General features: G+C 36.7%; 21 protein-coding genes and 1 tRNA gene. 20 read left to right on the top strand and 2 right to left on the bottom strand.

The annotated features are described in order from the left end of the window. Nucleotides 1-11: 11 nt before the first annotated feature. The 19 genes from mltG (at nt 12) to QA539_RS06480 (ending at nt 14,944) form a co-directional block, all read left to right on the top strand. Nucleotides 12-1,148 (top strand): endolytic transglycosylase MltG, encoded by a 1,137-nt coding sequence (mltG, locus tag QA539_RS06570; RefSeq protein ID WP_241427439.1) that lies wholly within the window; start codon nt 12-14, stop codon nt 1,146-1,148. A gap of 175 nt (nt 1,149-1,323) precedes the next feature. Beyond that, on the top strand, nt 1,324-1,947 hold the full coding sequence (locus tag QA539_RS06565; protein WP_283721911.1) for an O-methyltransferase: 624 nt from the start codon (nt 1,324-1,326) through the stop codon (nt 1,945-1,947). A gap of 11 nt (nt 1,948-1,958) precedes the next feature. Beyond that, nucleotides 1,959-2,882 (top strand): peptidase U32 family protein, encoded by a 924-nt coding sequence (locus tag QA539_RS06560; RefSeq protein ID WP_219492263.1) that lies wholly within the window; start codon nt 1,959-1,961, stop codon nt 2,880-2,882. A gap of 23 nt (nt 2,883-2,905) precedes the next feature. Then, the gene (locus QA539_RS06555) at nt 2,906-4,168 is read left to right on the top strand and encodes a peptidase U32 family protein (RefSeq protein ID WP_219492260.1); all 1,263 of its coding nucleotides are present in this window, start codon (nt 2,906-2,908) and stop codon (nt 4,166-4,168) included. Next, nucleotides 4,168-4,788 (top strand): uridine kinase, encoded by a 621-nt coding sequence (udk, locus tag QA539_RS06550; RefSeq protein WP_219492257.1) that lies wholly within the window; start codon nt 4,168-4,170, stop codon nt 4,786-4,788. The genes QA539_RS06555 and udk overlap by 1 nt, the downstream gene beginning before the upstream one ends. 22 nt (nt 4,789-4,810) lie before the next feature. After that, nucleotides 4,811-5,287, top strand: coding sequence for a transcription elongation factor GreA (greA, locus tag QA539_RS06545; protein ID WP_012657154.1), 477 nt, complete (start codon nt 4,811-4,813; stop codon nt 5,285-5,287). Nucleotides 5,288-5,344: 57 nt separating this feature from the next. Further along, nucleotides 5,345-6,031: a 5'-methylthioadenosine/S-adenosylhomocysteine nucleosidase gene (gene mtnN / locus QA539_RS06540; protein ID WP_219492254.1), complete on the top strand. Its 687-nt coding sequence runs from the start codon at nt 5,345-5,347 to the stop codon at nt 6,029-6,031. Nucleotides 6,032-6,248: 217 nt separating this feature from the next. Beyond that, nucleotides 6,249-6,773: a YqeG family HAD IIIA-type phosphatase gene (locus QA539_RS06535; protein ID WP_283721910.1), complete on the top strand. Its 525-nt coding sequence runs from the start codon at nt 6,249-6,251 to the stop codon at nt 6,771-6,773. Between the two features lie 78 nt (nt 6,774-6,851). Continuing rightward, nucleotides 6,852-6,922: transfer RNA gene (locus tag QA539_RS06530), tRNA-Gly, on the top strand. 112 nt (nt 6,923-7,034) lie between these two features. Next, on the top strand, nt 7,035-8,132 hold the full coding sequence (gene yqeH / locus QA539_RS06525) for a ribosome biogenesis GTPase YqeH (RefSeq protein ID WP_219492250.1): 1,098 nt from the start codon (nt 7,035-7,037) through the stop codon (nt 8,130-8,132). Between the two features lie 10 nt (nt 8,133-8,142). Next, the gene (aroE, locus tag QA539_RS06520; RefSeq protein WP_219492248.1) at nt 8,143-8,928 is read left to right on the top strand and encodes a shikimate dehydrogenase; all 786 of its coding nucleotides are present in this window, start codon (nt 8,143-8,145) and stop codon (nt 8,926-8,928) included. An 11-nt stretch (nt 8,929-8,939) separates the two neighbouring features. Next, nucleotides 8,940-9,233, top strand: coding sequence for a ribosome assembly RNA-binding protein YhbY (gene yhbY / locus QA539_RS06515; protein ID WP_219492245.1), 294 nt, complete (start codon nt 8,940-8,942; stop codon nt 9,231-9,233). Then, nucleotides 9,233-9,811, top strand: coding sequence for a nicotinate (nicotinamide) nucleotide adenylyltransferase (nadD, locus tag QA539_RS06510; RefSeq protein ID WP_219492242.1), 579 nt, complete (start codon nt 9,233-9,235; stop codon nt 9,809-9,811). The genes yhbY and nadD overlap by 1 nt, the downstream gene beginning before the upstream one ends. Beyond that, nucleotides 9,789-10,355 carry a bis(5'-nucleosyl)-tetraphosphatase (symmetrical) YqeK gene (yqeK, locus tag QA539_RS06505; protein ID WP_283721908.1) on the top strand — a complete coding sequence of 189 codons (567 nt, stop codon included), beginning with the start codon at nt 9,789-9,791 and terminating at the stop codon, nt 10,353-10,355. The genes nadD and yqeK overlap by 23 nt, the downstream gene beginning before the upstream one ends. Nucleotides 10,356-10,367: 12 nt before the next feature. After that, complete coding sequence (gene rsfS, locus QA539_RS06500) at nt 10,368-10,721, top strand: ribosome silencing factor (protein ID WP_219492237.1); 354 nt, start codon at nt 10,368-10,370, stop codon at nt 10,719-10,721. Then, nucleotides 10,721-11,437 (top strand): class I SAM-dependent DNA methyltransferase, encoded by a 717-nt coding sequence (locus QA539_RS06495; RefSeq protein WP_283721906.1) that lies wholly within the window; start codon nt 10,721-10,723, stop codon nt 11,435-11,437. The genes rsfS and QA539_RS06495 overlap by 1 nt, the downstream gene beginning before the upstream one ends. A 78-nt stretch (nt 11,438-11,515) precedes the next feature. Beyond that, a complete protein-coding gene (locus tag QA539_RS06490) occupies nt 11,516-12,181 on the top strand; it encodes a helix-hairpin-helix domain-containing protein (protein WP_419894995.1) in 666 nt (221 codons plus the stop codon). A 57-nt stretch (nt 12,182-12,238) separates the two neighbouring features. Continuing rightward, entirely contained in the window at nt 12,239-12,700 is a 462-nt protein-coding gene (locus tag QA539_RS06485; protein WP_219492230.1) for a ComE operon protein 2, read from the top strand. Between the two features lie 12 nt (nt 12,701-12,712). Beyond that, nucleotides 12,713-14,944, top strand: a complete 2,232-nt coding sequence (locus tag QA539_RS06480; protein WP_419894994.1) for a DNA internalization-related competence protein ComEC/Rec2 — start codon at nt 12,713-12,715, stop codon at nt 14,942-14,944. 82 nt (nt 14,945-15,026) lie between these two features. Here the strand turns inward: QA539_RS06480 and QA539_RS06475 are convergent, their stop codons facing one another. Continuing rightward, nucleotides 15,027-15,161, bottom strand: a complete 135-nt coding sequence (locus tag QA539_RS06475; protein WP_083754277.1) for a YqzM family protein — start codon at nt 15,159-15,161, stop codon at nt 15,027-15,029. Between the two features lie 92 nt (nt 15,162-15,253). Between QA539_RS06475 and holA the strand changes: the two genes are divergently transcribed. Next, a complete protein-coding gene (gene holA, locus QA539_RS06470) occupies nt 15,254-16,225 on the top strand; it encodes a DNA polymerase III subunit delta (RefSeq protein ID WP_219492225.1) in 972 nt (323 codons plus the stop codon). A gap of 66 nt (nt 16,226-16,291) precedes the next feature. Here the strand turns inward: holA and rpsT are convergent, their stop codons facing one another. Continuing rightward, entirely contained in the window at nt 16,292-16,540 is a 249-nt protein-coding gene (gene rpsT, locus QA539_RS06465) for a 30S ribosomal protein S20 (protein ID WP_283721903.1), read from the bottom strand. Nucleotides 16,541-16,683 lie beyond the last annotated feature (143 nt).

Here is a 16,683-nt window from a genome sequence, read left to right as displayed (position 1 = left end):
AGGAGACTGTGATGACAAACAGGAACAAAGAAATTAGAGATTCAAAGACGTTCTCTAAACTTCTTTCTTCTATTATCATTGGTATTATTTTATTAGGCGCTGTTGTATTAGGTATTGCAGGCTTTATATATTTTAATGCAAGTCAAAAGCCACTGGATCCAGGAAATAAGACGGTAACGAAAGTTGAAGTGCTTCCAGGTGAAACGGCAACGATGATTGGAGAAAAGTTAGAGAAAAAGAAAATCATTAAGAATAGTAAGATGTTCAAATATTATTTAAAGTTTAATAATATTTCTAACTTCCAGGCAGGGAATTATGAATTCTCACCCTCAATGACTTATGATCAAATCGCAAAGAGCTTACAAAAAGGTGAAGTATATCTACCTGTACTATTCAAGATGAATGTGCCTGAAGGGATGACGATGGATCAAATTGCTGATATCGTATCTAAGAAGACGGATATCTCTAAGGAAGAATTTATGAAGACTGTAAATGATAAAACTTTTGTTAAAAAGATGATGCAGAAGCATCCGAAGTTAGTTACAGATGAAGTATTAGCTAAAGATATCAAGTCCCCTCTAGAAGGTTATTTATTCCCGGCTACGTATGATTTTACTGAAGAGAACCCAACGGTTGAACAAGTTGTTGACAAGATGCTTACTGCCATGGAGCATAATGCCTTTCCTTTATGGGATAAGTATGGCGGTATTATTATTACTGAAGCAGGCAAAGAAAGGAAACTTACTTTCCATGAATTTTTAACATTCAGTTCTCTTGTGGAGCGTGAAGCGACAGGATTAACAGACCGTGCGAAAATTGCATCAGTATTTATTAATCGTATGGGTGAAAATCCAGAAATGCCTCTGCAGACAGATCCAACTGTACTATATGCACTTGGAAAGCATAAAGCAGTAACTTATGAAGCAGACTTAAAAGTGGACTCCCCTTATAATACGTACATTCACACAGGATTACCACCTGGACCGATTGCAACGAGCGGTACTGCGTCTATGGAAAGTGTATTAAACCCGGCGAAAACGGATTATTTATACTTCTTAGCAGATAAAGACGGGAAAAACTATTTCTCTAAAACATTAGATGAACATTTAGAGAAAAAAGATAAACATATTGATAGTGTTGAAAATTAATAATTAAAATCCGGGTGGTGACTTTTCGTCATTGACCGGATTTTAATTATATACATAACGTTTGTTAATGAATTACCTATTACATTTTCTACTAAAATGTGATACAATACTTTGAAAATAAATTTTCTACTACCAGCCGTGTGGTTGGTAATTTTTTCGTTAAAGGATTGTTTAGATGATTAAAGAAGCAACATATATCAGTAATTTAAATCCAGTAAATGATATTGATACGTTAATTCAATATGCAATTGATAATGAAGTGCCAATTATGGATAAGATTTCTGTAGAATTTGTTAAACAGTTGATTCGAATTCATAAAGCGCAATCTATTCTTGAAATAGGTACAGCAATTGGATATAGTGCTTTGCATTTTGCTTCTGTAGATGATGCGATTCATGTTACGACGATCGAACGTAATGAAACAATGTATCAAACAGCGTTGTTAAATTTTGAGACGTTTAACACGAAGCAGATTAGACCGATATACAAAGATGCACTTGAAGCATTTCATGATGTAAATGATAGACAGTATGATATATTGTTTATCGATGCCGCAAAAGCACAGTCGATGAAGTTTTTTGAACTGTACAGTCCACTCGTAAGACGAGGGGGATTAATTATTACGGACAACATTTTATATCATGATTTTGTTGGTAATATTGAAATTGTACGCAGTAGAAATGTAAAACAGATGGTACGTAAAATTGAAAAATATAATACGTGGTTAAGTGAACACCCGGATTATGATACAAACTTTCTTGATATCGGCGATGGCATGAGCATATCAATTAAGAAATAAAGGAGAACACAATGACAGAATTATTAGTAACACCAAAATCGTTATTACATATAGATGCATTAATTGAAGCGGGTGCTGATGCATTTTTAATAGGTGAGTCAAAGTTTGGATTAAGACTTGCCGGTGAATTTAATAGAGAAGAAGTAAGACTTGCTGCTGAGAAAATTCATGCACATGGCAAGAAGGTGTATGTAGCAGTTAATGGATTATTTCATAATGAACATTTAGATGATGTTGAAGATTATATGAAGTATCTGCATACATTAGACATTGATGCGATTAGTTTCGGTGATCCGGCGATTGTCATGTATGCACGCGAACTTGGAAATACGATTCCATTACAGTGGAATCAAGAGACGCTCGTAACTAATTATTTCCAATGCAATTACTGGGGTGAGCGTGGCGCGAATCGCGCAGTGCTAGCACGCGAACTCTCATTAGAAGAAGTAATGAATATTAAAACGCATGCGAATGTTGAGATAGAAGTGCAGGTGCATGGAATGACATGTATGTTCCAGTCAAAACGTAATTTACTCGGGAACTACTTTATGTATCAAGATAAAGTAATGAAGATAGAGAATAGAGCACAAGCTGATAGCATGCTGTTATATGATGAAGAGCGTAATAATAAATATCCAATCTTTGAAGATAGTAATGGAACGCATATTATGAGTCCAAACGATATTTGCGTCATCGAAGAATTAGAAGAGCTGCTTGAAGCAGATATCGATAGCTTTAAGATTGACGGTGTATTGCATAGTGAAGATTATATTACGACAGTAACGAGAGCTTACCGTCAGGCAATCGATCTATTTAACGAAGACCCTGATCTATATGATGATGCGAAGTTTGATTTAATCGATATGATTGAAGAAATCCAGCCTGAACATCGTCCACTTGATCAAGGATTCTTATTTAAACAAACTGTTTACTAATATGGAAATTAAGGAATGATAATATGAAAACTGAAATGGAAATCATCAATCAGCAACCAAAAATTAAAAAGCCGGAATTATTAGCGCCTGCTGGAAACCTTGAAAAGTTAAAAATAGCAGTACATTACGGTGCCGACGCTGTCTTTTTAGGTGGACAGGAGTATGGTCTGCGCTCTAATGCTGATAACTTTACAATAGAAGAAATCAAAGAAGGCGTTGAATTTGCCAACCGATATGGTGCAAAAATATATATAACAACAAATATTATTGCTCATGACGAGAACATGCCTGGATTAGAAGAATATTTACAGAAGTTAGAAGGGGCTGGGGCAACAGGTATTATCGTTGCAGACCCGTTAATTATTGAGACGTGTAAGCGCGTCGCACCGAAATTAGAAATCCATTTATCAACACAGCAATCATTATCGAATGTTAAAGCCGTTGAGTACTGGAAATCTGAAGGGTTAGAGCGTGTTGTATTAGCACGTGAGACTAGCGCAGAAGAAATAAAAGAAATGAAAGAGAAAATAGACATCGAGATTGAAGCGTTTATTCATGGTGCAATGTGTATTGCATATTCTGGGCGCTGTACATTAAGTAACCATATGACAGCACGAGACTCAAACCGTGGTGGCTGTTGTCAGAGCTGTCGCTGGGATTATGATCTTATTACAGTTAATGATGGTGAACTGGATGTAGCTTATGAAGGAGATAACGTAACACCATTTGCAATGAGTCCAAAAGACTTGAAGCTTATTGAAAGCATTCCGAAGATGATTGATATCGGTGTTGACTCACTTAAAATTGAAGGACGTATGAAATCAATCCATTATATTGCAACGGTTGTATCCGTTTATCGTAAGGTCATTGATGCTTATGTCAATGACCCGGAAAACTTTAAGATTGATCCAGAATGGTTAGTCGAGCTTGATAAATGTGCGAACCGTGATACAGCCTCTGCTTTCTTTGAAGGTGTACCAGGATTTGAAGAGCAGATGTTTGGACACGAGCAATCTAAGAAAACACCGTATGATTTCTGTGGTTTAGTACTAGATTATGATGAAACAACTCAAATTGCGACCATTCAGCAACGTAATAACTTTAAACCAGGTCAGGAAATTGAATTTTTCGGTCCGGAAATTGAAAATTTCAGACAAGTTGTAACTGAAATTGTCGATGAAGAGGGCAATGTATTAGATGCTGCCCGCCACCCGTTACAAATTGTACAAATTAAAGTAGATCATCCGGTCTATCCGATGAATATGATGAGGAAGGAACTGAACTGATGAGCAAAACGACGATTATCGGCATTGCGGGAGGATCAGGTTCAGGTAAAACTTCCGTGACATCTAAGATATTAAAGAATCTAGAAGGATATAGTGTTGCTCTCATTGAGCAGGATTACTATTACAAAAATCAGGATCATCTCACCTTTGAAGAACGTCTAAAAACAAACTATGATCATCCTTTTGCGTTTGATAATGAACTGCTCATTCAAAACTTGAAAGATTTGCGTAATGGTAAGACGGTAGAAGTTCCGACATATGATTATTCAAATCATACAAGAAGTGAGAAAACGATTACATTTGAACCAAAAGATGTTATTATAGTAGAAGGCATTTTTGCACTGGAAAATAGCGATCTTCGTGACCTCATGGATGTGAAGATCTATGTAGATACCGATGCCGATCTAAGAATACTGCGTCGTATCGTCAGAGATATTAAAGATCGCGGACGCACGATGGAATCTGTTATCGATCAGTATTTGACGGTGGTAAGACCGATGCATAATCAGTTTATCGAGCCAACCAAGAAATATGCTGATATTATCATTCCAGAAGGTGGAAGTAATTCAGTTGCAATCGATATAATGACAACAAAAATACAATCATTAATTCAAGTTTAGAATTAGGAAAGAAGGATTATTTATGGAAATGCAAAAAGAGTACCCAATGACACAAGAAGGTTTTGACAAATTAGAAGTTGAATTAGAACATTTGAAGACAGTACGTCGTCCTGAAGTTGTAGAAAAAATTAAGGTTGCGCGTAGCTTCGGTGATTTGTCTGAGAACTCTGAGTATGATGCAGCAAAGGATGAGCAGGGTTTCGTTGAACAGGAAATTACAAAAATCGAAATGATGTTACGTCATGCTGTAATCATTGAAGATGACGGTTCAAAGTCAGAGGTACAAATCGGTCGAACTGTAACATTTGCAGAAGTACCTGGAAATGAAGAAGAATCATATAAGATTGTCGGTAGCGCAGAAGCTGATCCATTTGAAGGTAAGATTTCTAATGAATCGCCAATTGCTAAAGCGTTACTTGGTAAAAAAGTTGGCGATGAAGTGAACGTGCCGCTTCCAAACGGTAATGAAATGCGAGTAAAAATTGTTGAAATTAGCTAAATAAATGTTGAAAAGGTTGAGCAGGTGTCCTTTGAACCTTTTATGTGGAGGAAAATTATGATTGGTATTATTGGTGCGATGGAAGAAGAGGTTGCAATTTTAAAAAGTGAAATACAAAACTTAACGACTGAAAAAATTGCACATGTTGAAATTTATAGAGGCTTACTTTTGGGCAAGGAAGTTGTTCTGATGCAAAGCGGTATCGGTAAAGTGAATGCAGCCATTTGTACAACTTTACTGATTTCTAATTTTAAACCAGACTATATTATCAATACAGGTAGTGCAGGTGGTTTAGGTTCAGGACTTACGGTTGGAGATGTATTAGTGAGTACAGATGTTCTGCATCATGATGTAGATGCAACTGCATTTGGGTATGCACAAGGTCAGGTGCCGATGATGCCTGAAACTTATAAAGCAGATGACATGCTAATAGATAAAACTAAACGTGCGATATCCAAACATAACTATACTGCACAAACGGGTTTAATCGTTTCAGGAGATAGCTTTATCGGCTCAGCTGAGATGAAAGCATCGATATTAGAGAAGTTTCCTGACGCAATGGCTGTTGAGATGGAAGCAGCGGCAGTTGCACAGACGTGTTATCAGTTTAATACACCATTCATCATTACGCGCGCTGTAAGTGATTTAGCAAATGGTGAAGCTGAGATGAGTTTCGAGCAATTTTTAAAAGTAGCTTGCGTATCAAGTTCTAACATTGTAAAATCATTATTAGAGACATTATAATAAGCTAGGGGGCTTATATATGATATTTATTATGGCATTAGCAGTGATTGCAACTTCTATTATCGGTTTTGTAATCTATAATGGAACTGAAGTAGATTACGCTCCAAATCAAGAAATCGAATAAGTTGTACAGAGCGAATCAATCGTTTGGTTCGCTCTTTTGTTTTACAGAAGGAATAGTGGGTATCATAAATGTAATAAATATAAGAGGTGTATCATGGGAATATTTAAAAAATATTTGTTACCAAGCAAGTATGCAAAGTCAGTATTTGAAATTACGCCGGAAGAATTAACAGGCAGAGGTGTAAAGGCAATAATAACTGATCTCGATAATACGTTAGTCGGCTGGGATGTTGAACTTGCTACGCCTGAAGTGATTGAATGGTTCAATGGTATGCGTGAAGCAGGCATTCAAGTGACGATTGTGTCGAATAACAATCAAGCACGTGTAGCAACGTTTGCAACACCACTTGAAGTTGATTATATCTTTGGAGCACGTAAACCAATGGGACAAGCATTTAAGAAGGCTGTAAAGGCGATGAATGTGAAACCGGCAGAAACAGTTGTTATCGGTGATCAGATGATGACGGATGTTCTAGCTGCCAACTCAAATGGATTCTATTCTATTATGGTCGTCCCGGTCAAAGCAAACGACGAATGGAAAACGAGAGTGAACCGTATGATGGAGCGTAAGTTTTTAGCGTACTTTAAGAAAAAGGGATATATCACGTGGGAGGATTAATTTTATATCGATAATGTAAAATTAATCCTTTACTTTGTAAAATAATTTTTGTATTATTATCTTACAAAGTTGATATATGCGGGTGTAGTTTAGTGGTAAAACCTCAGCCTTCCAAGCTGATGTTGTCGGTTCGATTCCGATCACCCGCTTCTAAATAGGATGGGACGTATGTCTCGTCCTTTTTTATTGTGACTTGCAATACTAATAACATCATTTATGATAAAATATACAATAGTGAGTTTAATAATGGAGGAATATAATTTGAGTGAACACATGAAATGTATCGGTTGCGGTGCAGAACTTCAGTCAGATGATCAGAATAAACCTGGATATGTACCTGCTTCAAGTTTAAAGAAAGAAGACGTCATATGCAAACGTTGCTTTAGATTAAAGCATTATAATGAGATTCAGGACGTAAATATGACAAGCGATGACTTTTTAACGATGTTAAATGCATTGAGCGAAAAACAAGGAATCATTGTTAATGTGATAGATGTATTTGATTTTCAAGGTTCATGGATTAACGGATTAAAGCGTATCGTAGGTAATAAGAAGGTCATCATTGCTGCGAACAAAATGGATCTATTACCGAAACTGATTAACAAACGCCGTGTAAAACTATGGATTGAAAAACAGGCGAAAGCACTTGGTATGAATCCAGATGACGTCGTATTAATTTCGGCACAGAAAAATCACGGTATTGAAGAACTGCTTGAGTCGATTGAAACTTTAAGATCAAATCAGGACGTCTATGTTGTAGGGACGACAAACGTCGGTAAATCGACTTTAATTAATAAATTGATTGAGACGAGCGTGGGTGAGAAAGATGTTATTACGACAAGTCACTTCCCGGGCACAACGCTTGATTTAATCGATATTCCACTCGATGAACATTCATTTCTGTTTGATACACCGGGTATCATCCAGGCACACCAGATGACCCATTACGTTACTGATAAGGAACTCAAAGTAATTATGCCAAAACAAGAAATCAAGCCTCGTAACTTCCAGTTAAACGAAGGACAGACGTTGTTTCTAGGAGGCTTAGTACGCGTTGATTATGTGTCTGGAGGTAGAAGAAGCTTAAACTGTTTCGTAAGCAATTTACTGAACATTCATAGAACAAAGACAGATAATGCGCAAAGTTTGTGGCATCGTCAGATTGGTGAACTATTAGTACCTCCTGGTAGTGGCGAATTTGATTTTGATAATGTGAAGCAAGTTCAGTTATCTGTGAAAGAAGAGAAACAGGATATCATTATTTCAGGCCTCGGTTTTATTACGGTGGATAAAGGTGCGCAAATCATCGTACATGCACCGAAGCAAGTTGATGTATATTTAAGACCGAGCATATTGTAGAGGTGACATTATGAAATTTGCAGTTATAGGTCATCCTATTAAACATTCACTATCACCGTTGATGCACCATGCCAATTTCAAAGCGTTGCAAACTGATGATGAATACACTGCACTTCACATCGATCCGAAACACTTTCATCATTTGAGAGATATTATTCACGAGAAGGCCATTGACGGCTTTAATATTACGATTCCGTATAAAGTGGATATGTTGCAAGTTGTGGATGTAGTAGACACAAAAGCGCAGATGATTGGTGCAATTAATACGGTGCACATTAAAGATGGTGTATGGTATGGCTATAATACAGACGGTGCAGGATTTAAAGCATCTATAGAGGAACATATTGGTGGAAAGAATATTGTCGTACTCGGGGCTGGTGGTGCGAGTCGAGCGATATGTTATACGTTATTTAAAGATAATAAAGTTACTGTACTGAACAGAAATTGTAATCGTGTTGCAGACTGGCCGTTTCAAATAGACGCTTACAAGTATGAGGAGAGTGACGTGATCATTCAGCAAGCGGATATTGTTATCAACACGACACCGGTCGGGATGGAGGGATTTATGTCGGAGACTTTAATCGATATAGCCCAGTTGAAGTCAAGTGCTGTCGTATGCGACATTATATATACACCTGACACGACACCGATACTGCAAAGTGCAGCACAACGAGGATTAAAGATTATCAACGGCCTTGATATGTTTGTGAATCAAGGTGCGCTGAGTTATGAAATATGGACTGGTAAGCAAGCGAATAAAGCAGCGATGAAACAAGCTGTAATAAATCATTTATAAAGGAGCACATTATGTTAACAGGAAAACAAAGAAGATATTTACGCGCAAAAGCTCATAATTTGGACCCAATCTTTCAAATTGGTAAAGGTGGTATTAGCAATAACTTAATTGAGCAATTAAATGATGTACTGGAAAAACGTGAACTCATAAAAGTCAGTGTATTGCAGAATAATATGGATGATAAAGAGGAGCTTGCAGAAACAATTGCACGCCGTGTGTACGGGGAGCTTGTACAAGTCATCGGTTCGACAATTATTCTGTATAAACCTTCAGTAAATCATAAAAAAATAGAACTCCCACGCTAATGGAAATCATACTTTACGGTGGCTCATTCGATCCTGTTCATATTGGTCATGCATTTGTTGCAAATGAAGTGTATCAGCAGTTTAGACCAGATAAATTTATCTTCATGCCAGCAGGACAAAGCCCGCATAAAACATCAAGACCAAACGTATCAGATCAACATCGGTTAAATATGATAGAACAGACGATTGAATATTTAACTTTCGGTGAAATTGATACGTTTGAAATAGAGCAGTCAGGAAAGAGTTATACGTATCATACTGTTTTATATTTGAAGGAAAAGTATAAAAATTGCACGCTAAAAATATTAATCGGATATGATCAGTACGAAGCGATTGATAAATGGTACAATCTAGAAGCAATTACTTCACTTGCATCGTTCATCGTCGTGAACAGATCGCGTGATGAACTGAATTTAAGAGAGCCTTTTATACCTTTTACATTGCCAAGGATGGATGTGAGTGCTACTGATATTAGGAAGCGTATGCTTAATGGACAGTCAGTGAAATGCTTACTACTAGACGATGTAGAGAAGTATATTAGAGAGGAGCACTTGTATGAAGAGAAAAAAAGCGATTAAATTAGTAGAAGAGAAATTACCTAAGAAGCGATTTGAACATTCATTACGTGTTGCTGAAACAGGTGTTAAACTCGCTGAAATGTTCGGTGGTGACAAAGATGTCGTAGAGATTGCAGGGATATTGCACGATTATGCAAAGTATGATGATTTAAGCGTACTTTATCAGGCAGTGACACATTATGAACTTGATAATGAACTACTGGCTTACAACTCAGAAATATTACATGGACCTGTTGCAGCTGAAATTATGAAGCATGAACATCATATTGAAGATGAAGAAATATATCATGCGATCTATCATCACACTTGTGGCCGTAAGCAGATGAGATTAAATGAAAAAATTATATTTGTGAGTGATTATATTGAGCCGGGTAGAACACAGCCTGGTGTTGATGAGATTAGAGACATCGTGTATAACGAGCAAAATTTAGACAAAGCAATATATGAAATTTCAAAACGTACGACACTCTATTTAGTTGAAAATGATAAGACAATTTATCCGAAAACGATTGAATGTCTTAATTATTATAATTTACAAAGATAAAGGATGGATTTAATGAATAGTAAAGTATTATTGGAGCTTGCATTTAATGCATGTGATAACAAACGAGCAGAAGATATTATTGGTATAAATGTCGCAGATGTAACGGGTATTACGGATTATTTTGTAATCTGTGAGGGAAATTCTGATCGACAAGTACAAGCAATTGCACGCGAAGTTAAAGACGAAGCACAAAAGAATGGCATTGAAGTTAACCGTCTGGAAGGATTTAATGAAGCGCGTTGGGTACTTGTGGATCTTGGAGATGTTGTAGTGCATGTCTTCCATCATGAAGAACGTGATTATTATAATTTAGAGAAATTATTCCGAGATCAGGAAATCATTACGTACGAGTCGGAAACGATATAATGGAATACGGGCAATTTGCGCACATCTATGATCGATTTATGTATGATCAGCCTTATGACACCTGGGCACAGATCGTTCAGCGATATATCCCAGCAGAGGGCTCGATTCTAGATGTTGCGACGGGGACAGGAAAGTTATTGCAGCTCGTCACTGCCAATGAAAAGATCGGTGTCGATCTAAGTGAGGATATGCTTGCTGTTGCTCAGCATAATGTAGGCAATGCACAATTTATTGCACAGGATATGACTGAACTTAATCTTGCGAAATCATTCGATACGATTACGTGTTTATGTGACAGTCTAAACTACCTGCAAGATGAAGATGCTATAGCCCGCACATTTCAAAATGTGTATGCGCATCTGAAACGTGAAGGTACATTTATTTTTGATGTGCATAGTGTTCAGAAGTTTGAGCGCTACTTCAATAATGCAACCTATAGTGACGATCTATCAGACGTTGTGTATATATGGCATGCCATTAAAGGTGAGACACCATTTTCTGTGTATCATGATATGACCTTTTTCGTATCAGATGGAACACGTTATGATAGATTCGATGAATCTCATGAACAACGTACGTTCCCGATTGATTTCTATAAGATGCAGCTCGAACAGGCAGGATTTGATATCGAGAGAGTATTCTTTGATTTTAATGAAGCGCAAGTGACGGAAACTGACGACGTAGAACGCGTATTTTTTGTCGCAAAAAAACGATGATAGATAAAATAAATTTTAAATTGTTACAAATAAGAGATTTTGTTCACTTCCTGATATAACTATTCAGGAGGTGTTTTTTTGCAGAAATTATTAAATTTCGGGGCGCTACTAGACAGATACAATGTGAACAAGCAGATGATCGGATTAACAATCGTAACCTTTATCGTTGGGATGATTGTATTGATGAAATCAATATCAAGTACAGAAATTAGTGAGGAAGAAATACAACAACCGGCTGAAACTTCTGAGGTAGCCTTACAGAAGGAAGAAGAGACTGAGGAAAGTACAGCACAGAATATTAAAGTTGATGTGAAAGGCGCTGTCAAGTATGGCGGTGTCTATGATGCACAGCAAGGTGAGCGTGTACATGATGTATTAAAACATGCTGAAGTACTTCCGAATGCAGATCTGGAGGCAGTGAACTTATCTCAAGAAGTACGTGATGCCCTTGTGATCTATATTCCATTTAAAGGTGAAGTGAAGACGGACAAATATACGCTCTATCAGAATACCGGGGGGCATCCTGAAAGTAATTCTGGAAGCAACGTACAGAGTAAGATTAATATTAATCAGGCAGAACAGTCTGAGCTTGAGGAAATACCTGGAATTGGTCCGAAGAAAGCGCAGGATATTATTAAGTACAGAACAGATAACGGAGGGTTTAAAGCTATCGAAGAAATTAAAGAAATACGAGGTATAGGAGACAAGACATATGAAAGTTTAAAGGAATATATAGAAGTATGATTGATTTAGCATAAATATCATATTACAATTGTATCAAAATGACTTGGAGTGGATGTTATGGAACGTATACAGTGGAAAGAGTACTTTATGGCGCAAAGTCAGTTGTTAGCATTACGCTCAACGTGTACAAGACTCAGTGTCGGTGCAACAATTGTCAAGGATAATCGTATTATCGCAGGTGGATACAACGGTTCAGTATCAGGTGAAGTGCACTGTATAGATGCAGGATGCTATGTTGAAGATGGACACTGTATCAGAACGATACATGCCGAGATGAATGCATTATTACAATGCGCTAAAATGGGTGTAACGACTGAAGGCGCTGATATTTATGTCACACACTTTCCGTGTATTCATTGTACGAAGTCACTCATTCAGGCAGGCATTAAGAAAATTTACTATGCAGAGGATTATAAGAATCATCCTTATGCCATAGAACTGCTGGATAAGAATCACGTTGATACTGAGAAGATTGACTTTAATCCACATCATGTTGTCCATTATTTTGAACAAATGTAGAACGGAGGATATGTGGGCTTAATTGCAGTTCTTGTAGTGATATCTGCAGTTTTATGTCAGTACGATTATTTAAGCAGCGTTATGTTGATGTTCGTAGCGATAATGATTATCTATAAGAAGCGTTTATCACGCTTTATTTATATTTATGCAGCATTATTTTTATGTACGTACCTTTATTATGAGAGCCATTCATTCAGCCGGATTGTTACTCAGTTTAATGACCAATCGGATATTAAGATAAATACGACCGGCTATTTTACAACGCAGTTTAAAGTGGATGGCAACTTGATGATGGGTGATATTGTCATTGATAACGATACGTATAAGTTCGTTTATAGGATTAAAGATCAAGCTGAACAATTACGTCTTAAACGTGGAATCCACATCTATCAGCAATGTGCATTCAGTAGTGCAGCTGAATCGCCATTGCCGAATACAAATCAGCCGGGATTTCATTATGATGAATATTTATATTATGGCACCTATAAAGGCACACTTACAATCGAAGAGGTTAATTTTGATTCATGCAGACAACACCCGTTAACGATATTGGATCACATACGTCTGTATCGCTATCACTTAGGCGAACAGATGGTGCAATTAAAGTACGGTGCCTATATCACGGCGCTGACTACAGGCGATACGAGATATTTAGATCATAAGACATTAAATGATTTGAAAACATTAGGCATCTATCATCTCTATGCGATTAGCGGCAGCCACGTTGCACTGGTTACAGTTCAGCTCTATTATTTGTTTAAACGACTTTATGTACCGTTACATATAAGCAAATTGATGATATTAATTATTCTGCCGGGCTATGTTATATTGACAGGAGAAGCACCAGCCGTTGTGCGTGCAGCACTATTTATGGCATTCGTATTGGTGAAGCCAAGATTTATCTCGATGCTCGATGCACTCGCAATTACATTTATCGTAAATTTAATAATGACACCTTTTGTAATCTTTAACATTGGATTTCAGCTATCTTATATTATCTGCTTTTCGTTTATCTTCATATTACAAAGCTATGAATTAACGCCAATCAAACTTTTTTTATTAACCAATTTCATTTCACAAGTTGCAACGTTACCCATTCTTTTTTATCATTTCAATATCGTCTATTTTATCGGATTGTTGACTAATCTTTTATTTATACCACTTTTCTCTTTCGTTATTTTCCCGCTTTGTACTTTCATTTTACTTTGTTTAATGTTGTTTAATTTTATACCGGAGATACTGGACGCATTGACCCACTATGCATTCTTACTCCATGATATATGTGTAGAAAAATTTTTGTCGTTACATGCATTGCCACTTGTTATTAAATCACAGCATATAATCTATTATGTCATCATGATAGGCGTAATCTATTATTTATTTCATCAGAAACCCCGTATTCAAGTGACTGCAATATGTCTATGTATAGCGCTTATTCTTATTAGTCGCATACAAAATGAAGACGCACTACATGTTCTGGATGTTGGGCAGGGGGATTGTATTGTTATTGAATATAATGGCAGAGTTGTGATGGTGGATACCGGCGGTAAGTTTGATTTCAATGAAGGGTGGGAGAAACGGAGAGACGCACGTTCCATCAGTGAGAAAATTATCGTACCATTCCTATATCATAAAGGGATCACACAAATCGATGATTTAATATTGACACATCCAGACTTGGATCATATCGGAGAAGCAGAACAACTTATAAAATTAAAGCTTGTAAAGCGCATTATCATAAATAAAACAGCTGCATCGATACCGAAATACAAATCACTTCAAGCGATTGCTCATCAATACAACATTCCAATATTCGATGAATCAGAGGTCAAGATAGCTGGGATTGACTTAATTACAGCAAGTAAAGGGGATGATATTAACGACGAAAGCATCGTCACATTTATTCAAGGAGAAAAAGTCAATGCATTGCTGACGGGAGATTTGAGCAAAGCGCAGGAAGAAGAGGTGCTGGCTCATATTTCATCAAGGATCGATATCGTTAAGATTGGCCATCACGGATCCGATACAAGTACAGGTGATGCACTATTAAAACGTGAATTTAAAACAGCAATGATATCTGCCGGGCGAAACAACAGGTATGGTCATCCGCATGAAGAGACAATCAAACGACTAATTGAGTATAATAAGCTGATTTATAATACGCAGTCAGATGGCAGAATAACAGTAAAGTTAGGCCAAAATGAAATCTCTACGATGCGCAAGGAATTAAAGGATAATAAATAAAAACCCGAGCAATAATGGCACGATAGTGTGCATTATTATTCGGGTTCGTGTGATGTACGAAACGGACACACAGATAAGTACATTATTTTGCAATCAGGTCAAAGATTTGAGCGATGATGTAAATTGTGGCAAATCCACCAAATCCAAATAAGAATGCATAACCAGAATCTTGTACGTCATTATTTTTTGATTGAACATTTTTTTCGAATTGATTCATAATTTCTCAACCTCCTAATGTATCTATTTAAGTATATGATAACATATAAAAAAAAGCTATAATGAAATAGAGATTTTTATTTTAAGGAGTAAATGATGCGCTATATTTATTTAATACATGGAAGTACGAAGCCTTTAGTTGAATCAGAAACAGAGCAGCTGGTTGCAAAGTTAATCGGTACGAAAGATGAATTTAATTATAGTCAGTACGATATGAAGGAAACCGAAGTTAAACCGATATTAGAAGATGCGATGACAATTCCTTTTCTGTCCGATGCGAAAGCGATTGTCATACATAATGCTTTTGTGTTTACAGGCGAGAAAGTCAAGACGACATTTGAAATCGATATAGATGAAATATTGGCGTTTATTGAAAGATTTGAAGGCCCGAACTATGTCATCTTCACCGTCTATTCAGATAAGCTCGATGAACGTAAGAAGATTGTGAAGAAAATAAAGGCCAACCATGAAGTGAAGAAGATTGAACCACTGGATGAACAAGGGATAAAAAAAATTATTAAATCAACTTTAAATGAAAATTTTAAGGATATTAAAGAAGATGCACTTAATGAAATGATCCATCTCACCGGGATCGATTATGGAGCGGTTATGAAGGAACTGGATAAGCTAGTGTTATATAGTGGCGACGCACCTATAATAACGAAAAGCGATGTGTCACAGGTCGTCAGCAGAAGCCTTGAACAGAATGTGTTTTTGCTCACAGACTACATAACGTCAGGGAAGAAGGCAGAAGCTATTCATCTATTGAAAGACTTGATACATATGAAAGAAGAACCGATTAAACTGCTCGCGCTTATAACAAGTCAGTATCGATTATACTATCAGGTGAAGATATTGTCTGAAAAGGGATTTTCTGAGCAGCAGATCGCACGCGAAGTGAAGGTGCATCCATATCGTGTAAAACTATCGATGCGTAAAGTACGACAAATTCCGTTAAAGCATCTGCTGAATGTTATCGATGCATGTGCCGAAGCAGATTATGAACTGAAGTCATCTTATATGGATAAAGTATTGATACTGGAACTGTTTATCTTGAAGGTATAAAAAACAAGGCGATAGTGAAACTATCGCCTTGTTTCTCTTGTGACAGAACACTTCTGTCACGACATTTTATTTACTTTTCATGATTTGTGATTTTAAACGGTCAGCTTTGTTTGAGTGGATTAAGTTGCTTTTCGCAGCTTTATCAATCTTTTTAACAGCTACTTGTACTAATTCTGATTTATTGTCAGCGTTGTTTTCAATTGCCGCTTTAGCGTTTTTCACAGCAGTACGCATATCATTTGTTTGAGAAATGTTAGCATCGTGTGCTTTGTTACTTGTAGTAACGCGTTTAATTGCAGATTTGATGTTTGGCATAAATTTCACCTCCTAAAAATGTCTTACACTTGCATAAAATTATAAATTTGATTGCAACAAGAAATATTTTATCAAATTCAAGCGCTATATGCAATCTAATTTTTTGAAAACTGATTGATACACTTACATTTAGTTGTTATAAT

The sequence above is a fragment of the Macrococcus psychrotolerans genome (genome assembly GCF_038095555.1).
Lineage (GTDB): Bacteria > Bacillota > Bacilli > Staphylococcales > Staphylococcaceae > Macrococcoides > Macrococcoides psychrotolerans.
Note: the sequence above shows the minus strand (reverse complement) of the source record. Positions and strands in the feature narration are given on the sequence as shown.